The sequence below is a fragment of the Oerskovia sp. NPDC060287 genome (assembly GCF_042726775.1).
Classification (GTDB): Bacteria; Actinomycetota; Actinomycetes; order Actinomycetales; family Cellulomonadaceae; genus Oerskovia; species Oerskovia merdavium.
This window is the reverse complement of record NZ_JBHXBO010000325.1, coordinates 1-3,791: the sequence shown is the minus strand read 5'-3', so window position 1 is coordinate 3,791 and position 3,791 is coordinate 1. Positions and strand designations below refer to the sequence as shown.

Annotated in this window: 3 protein-coding genes and 1 pseudogene; 2 read left to right on the top strand and 2 right to left on the bottom strand. The window is 73.7% G+C overall.

Annotation, left to right across the window (positions count from 1 at the left end):
* Together ACFWFR_RS18295 and htpX are read left to right on the top strand one after the other, a co-directional pair.
* Positions 1 to 453: pseudogene (locus ACFWFR_RS18295) on the top strand (pyridine nucleotide-disulfide oxidoreductase); the annotation flags it as partial.
* A 245-nt stretch (positions 454 to 698) separates the two neighbouring features.
* Entirely contained in the window at positions 699 to 1,574 is an 876-nt protein-coding gene (htpX, locus tag ACFWFR_RS18290) for a zinc metalloprotease HtpX (protein ID WP_377616175.1), read from the top strand.
* Between the two features lie 84 nt (positions 1,575 to 1,658).
* Here the strand turns inward: htpX and ACFWFR_RS18285 are convergent, their stop codons facing one another.
* Both ACFWFR_RS18285 and ACFWFR_RS18280 read right to left on the bottom strand, forming a co-directional pair.
* On the bottom strand, positions 1,659 to 2,702 hold the full coding sequence (locus ACFWFR_RS18285) for an alpha/beta hydrolase family protein (protein WP_377624019.1): 1,044 nt from the start codon (positions 2,700 to 2,702) through the stop codon (positions 1,659 to 1,661).
* Positions 2,699 to 3,544 carry an HAD family hydrolase gene (locus ACFWFR_RS18280; protein WP_377624018.1) on the bottom strand — a complete coding sequence of 282 codons (846 nt, stop codon included), beginning with the start codon at positions 3,542 to 3,544 and terminating at the stop codon, positions 2,699 to 2,701. The genes ACFWFR_RS18285 and ACFWFR_RS18280 overlap by 4 nt, the downstream gene beginning before the upstream one ends.
* Positions 3,545 to 3,791: the final 247 nt, after the last annotated feature.

The window sequence follows — 3,791 nt, the reverse complement described above, 5'->3', positions numbered from 1 at the left end:
TTGCCCGAGGTGCCGTTCGACGAGCTCAAGGGTGTCATTCCCAACCGTGAGGGTCGGGTGATCGACATCGATGGTGAGCAGGTCCCGGGGGTCTATGCCACGGGGTGGATCAAGCGTGGACCGGTCGGGCTGATCGGGCACACCAAGTCCGACGCCTCCGAGACCGTCCGCCACCTCGTCGAGGACGTCACCGGGGCCGTCCCCGCCGGCGAGGGCGTCGATGCGGTCGAGGGCGACCTCGAGGCCGGTCGCGTCGCGCCGCACGGCTCGCCCGACGCGATCATCGAGTTCCTGACCGAGCGCGGCGTGCACCTGGTCCAGTGGTCCGACTGGGAGGTCCTGGACGCCCACGAGCGTGCCCTCGGCGAGGCCCGCGGTCGCGAGCGCGTCAAGGTCGTGCCCCGTGAGGACATGATCCGCATCGCACGCCGCGAGGACGACGCCACGGCCTGACCCGCGCACCACGCACGGCGCCCCTGCCCACCCGGGCCGGGGCGCCGTCGTCGTACCGGGACCTGCGGTGCCGCAGGCTCCCAGGGCGCGGCACCGGCCCCGGCCGCCCACAGTCGGCGCCCGCAGCGCGGCTCGTCGCCGCGAGGACCGTGCCCGACGGCGGAGGGAACCTCCCGCGTGCGCCGCGCGTTCATCCGGTGGATGCTCGCACCACGGCATCCTGTGCTCGAGGGAAGGGGCTGGGAGTGGGTCACCAGCATTTCAACGGTCTGAAGACCGCAGGACTTTTCGGGATCATGTGGGTCGTGATCCTGGGGCTGTGGGCGGTGTTCGCCCGTTCGGCCGGGACGTTGTGGATCTTCGTCGCGATCGGTCTGGTGACCACCGCGTACGGCTACTGGAACTCCGACAAGATCGCGATCCGTGCCATGCACGCGCGGCCCGTGAGCGAGCTCGAGCAGCCTGCGATGTACAGGATCGTGCGCGAGCTCTCGACCGCTGCACGTCAGCCCATGCCCAAGCTGTACGTCTCGCCCACGCAGGCGCCCAACGCGTTCGCGACGGGCCGCAACCCCAAGAACGCCGCGGTGTGCTGCACCGAGGGCATCCTGGTGCTGCTCGACGAGCGTGAGCTGCGCGGAGTCCTGGGGCACGAGCTCATGCACGTGTACAACCGGGACATCCTCACGTCGTCGGTCGCCAGCGCGATGGCCGGCGTCATCACGTCGCTCGCGCAGTTCCTGCTGATCTTCGGCGGCAACCGCGACCGGGGCGGCAACCCGCTCGCCGCGCTCGCGATGGCTCTGCTCGCGCCTGTCGCGGCCATGGTCATCCAGCTCGCGATCTCCCGGACGCGCGAGTACGACGCGGACGAGGACGGCGCCAAGCTCACGGGCGACCCGTTGGCCCTCGCGTCGGCGCTGCGCAAGCTCGAGCAGGGGACCGCACGCGCGCCCCTGCCGCAGAACCGAGAGCTCGTGGACGTCTCGCACGTCATGATCGCCAACCCGTTCCGCGGGGCGGGCGTCGCCAAGATGTTCGCGACGCACCCGCCCATGGCCGAGCGCATCAAGCGGCTCGAGACCATGGCAGGCCAGCAGGGCGGCATCACGCGCTACTGAGAGCCCGCGCCGAGGTGGAGCCCGGTCTCCGGGATGGCTCAGGAGGCTGCCGTCTCGACGAGGGCCTCTCCCTCGACGGGACCTCTACCTCGTAGACCCGGCCGGGGCGATCCCGCGCTCGGCCAGCCAGTCGCGCACCGCGGCCCAGGCGTCCGAGCGGGGGTTCTGGGGCGACAGATGGTCCTCGCCGGGGATCACCGCGAGCGTCACGTCGTCTCCGGCGGCCTGCGCAGCCTCGGCGTAGTCGGTCGCGACCGACGGCACGACCACGGCGTCCAGGTCACCCGTCGTGACGAGCGTCGGGACACCGAGCGGGAGCAGTGCGGTGGGGGATGCGAGGTCGTACCGGTCGTCCCGGACCTCGCTCGTGGAGCCGCCCATGAGCGCCTGGACGGCTCCCTCGACGGGCCCCTCGGCCCCGGCCGTCTTCAGGTCGTTCACGCCGGCCTGGGTGACCACGAGGTCGGGCCGGACGAGCGGAGCCGCGCCGGGGGCGCCGTCGGGCAGGGTGTGGCGGGCGGCGAGCCACAGTGCCATGGTCCCGCCCGCGGAGTGCCCGACGACGGCCACGCGCCCGGGTGCGAGCCCCGCCTCCCCGAGGGCCTGGGGGAGGAGGTCGAGGCCTGCGGCGACGTCCTCGAACGTCCCGGGCCAGCCGCCCTCGTCGAGCGGGTCGGCCGCGCCGACGCCGCGGTAGTCGAGGTTCCACACCACGATGCCGTCGTCGGTCAGGTCACGGGCGACCTCGGTCTCGGACGAGCGGTCGTAGGCGGCGTCCCAGCCGCCGCCGTGGACGAGGACGACGACGTCGACGACCTGCGGCGCGGGAGCCTCGCTGCCGGACGGTGTACGCAGTTCCTCGGTCCGCTCGGTGAGCGACGCCGGCAGGATCAGGTCGGCAGTCTGCGCGGGGCGCGGGCCGTAGGAGTACGTCGTGAGCGCGGCGTCGTCGGGCTGGGCCGGGCGTGACGGCGCATCGGCCGCGGCGGACGGCACCTCCGGGTCGGGCGACGCGGGCGCGGTACAGCCTGCTGCCGTGAGCGCGACCGCCAGCGCGAGGGCCGACAGCCGGCGAGCGCGGCGGGAGAGGGGGCGACGACCGTCCTGCCGTGCGAGGGCGAACATCATGTGCCCGACCTGTCGGCCGACGGGCGGGGGTGCGGTACCGAGGTGTCGAGCAGGCCCTCGAGCGCGACCGCGACGCCGTCCTCGTCGTTGGACGCCGTGCGGTGCGTGACCGCGCCCAGCACGTCGGGGTGCGCGTTCGCTACGGCGTACGAGGTTCCGGCCCAGGCCAGCATGGGCAGGTCGTTGGGCATGTCGCCGAACGCCCACACGTCCCTCGCCTCGATGCCGTGCGACGCGCACCAGGCGGACAGCGCGCCGGCCTTGGTCACGTCGGGAGGGAGCAGCTCGGCGAGCCCCGCGGCCCCCGAGTAGGCGAGCAGGGCCCGGTCGCCGACCGCGTCCAGCACGCGCTCGAAGAACTCGTCCTGCGAGGTGTCGTCGGTGCGCGCGAGCAGCTTCGCGACGGGGGCGTCGAGCGCACGCTCGACCGGTCCGCGCCATTCCTCGGGCATGCCCTCGTCGTGCCGGAACGTCGGGTCGAACACCGGCCCGTCGACCCGTTCGACGGCCAGCGCGACCCCCGGCACCGCCGCCCGGAGGTCACGGACCACGTCGCCCAGGGCGAGCGGCGCGAAACCGCGCGACTCGACGACCTGGCGCGTGCCGACGTCGTACACGCACGCCCCGCCCAGGCAGATGATGACGCCGTGGCCACCAACCAGCCGCCCGACCTCCGTGAGCCAGCGCGGCGGGCGAGCGGTCACGAACACGACCTGGGTCCCGGCGTCGTCGAGGGCTGCCAGGACCTCGCGCGTGCGCTCGGAGACCGTGCCGTCCGAGCGCAGCAGCGTGCCGTCGAGGTCGGTCGCGACGACGCGGGGCGGCCGCAGGGGGCTGGTCATGCAGAGCAGCCAGCAGGGTGGGCCGGGACGGCGCGGTGGACCCCGTGGCTCAGCACGGGCACCGCCGCCGGGAGTCGATGAGTGTCCACGCCGCGAGTCTAGGTCCGTGCGGCGGCGACACGCCCGCGCGTCGTGGGCGTGACACGGCGGGACCCGACACGCGGACGGGCGCGCCGCCGACGGGCACGAGCCCGACCGGCGACGCGCCCGTCGCGAGAGGGTGTCAGCGGTAGTTCGTGAACTGCAC

Bases quoted from the DNA above. Each gene is read 5' to 3' on its own strand.
- ACFWFR_RS18285 (WP_377624019.1), bottom strand. From the start codon at position 2,702: ATGATGTTCGCCCTCGCACGGCAGGACGGTCGTCGCCCCCTCTCCCGC.
- ACFWFR_RS18280 (WP_377624018.1), bottom strand. From the start codon at position 3,544: ATGACCAGCCCCCTGCGGCCGCCCCGCGTCGTCGCGACCGACCTCGAC.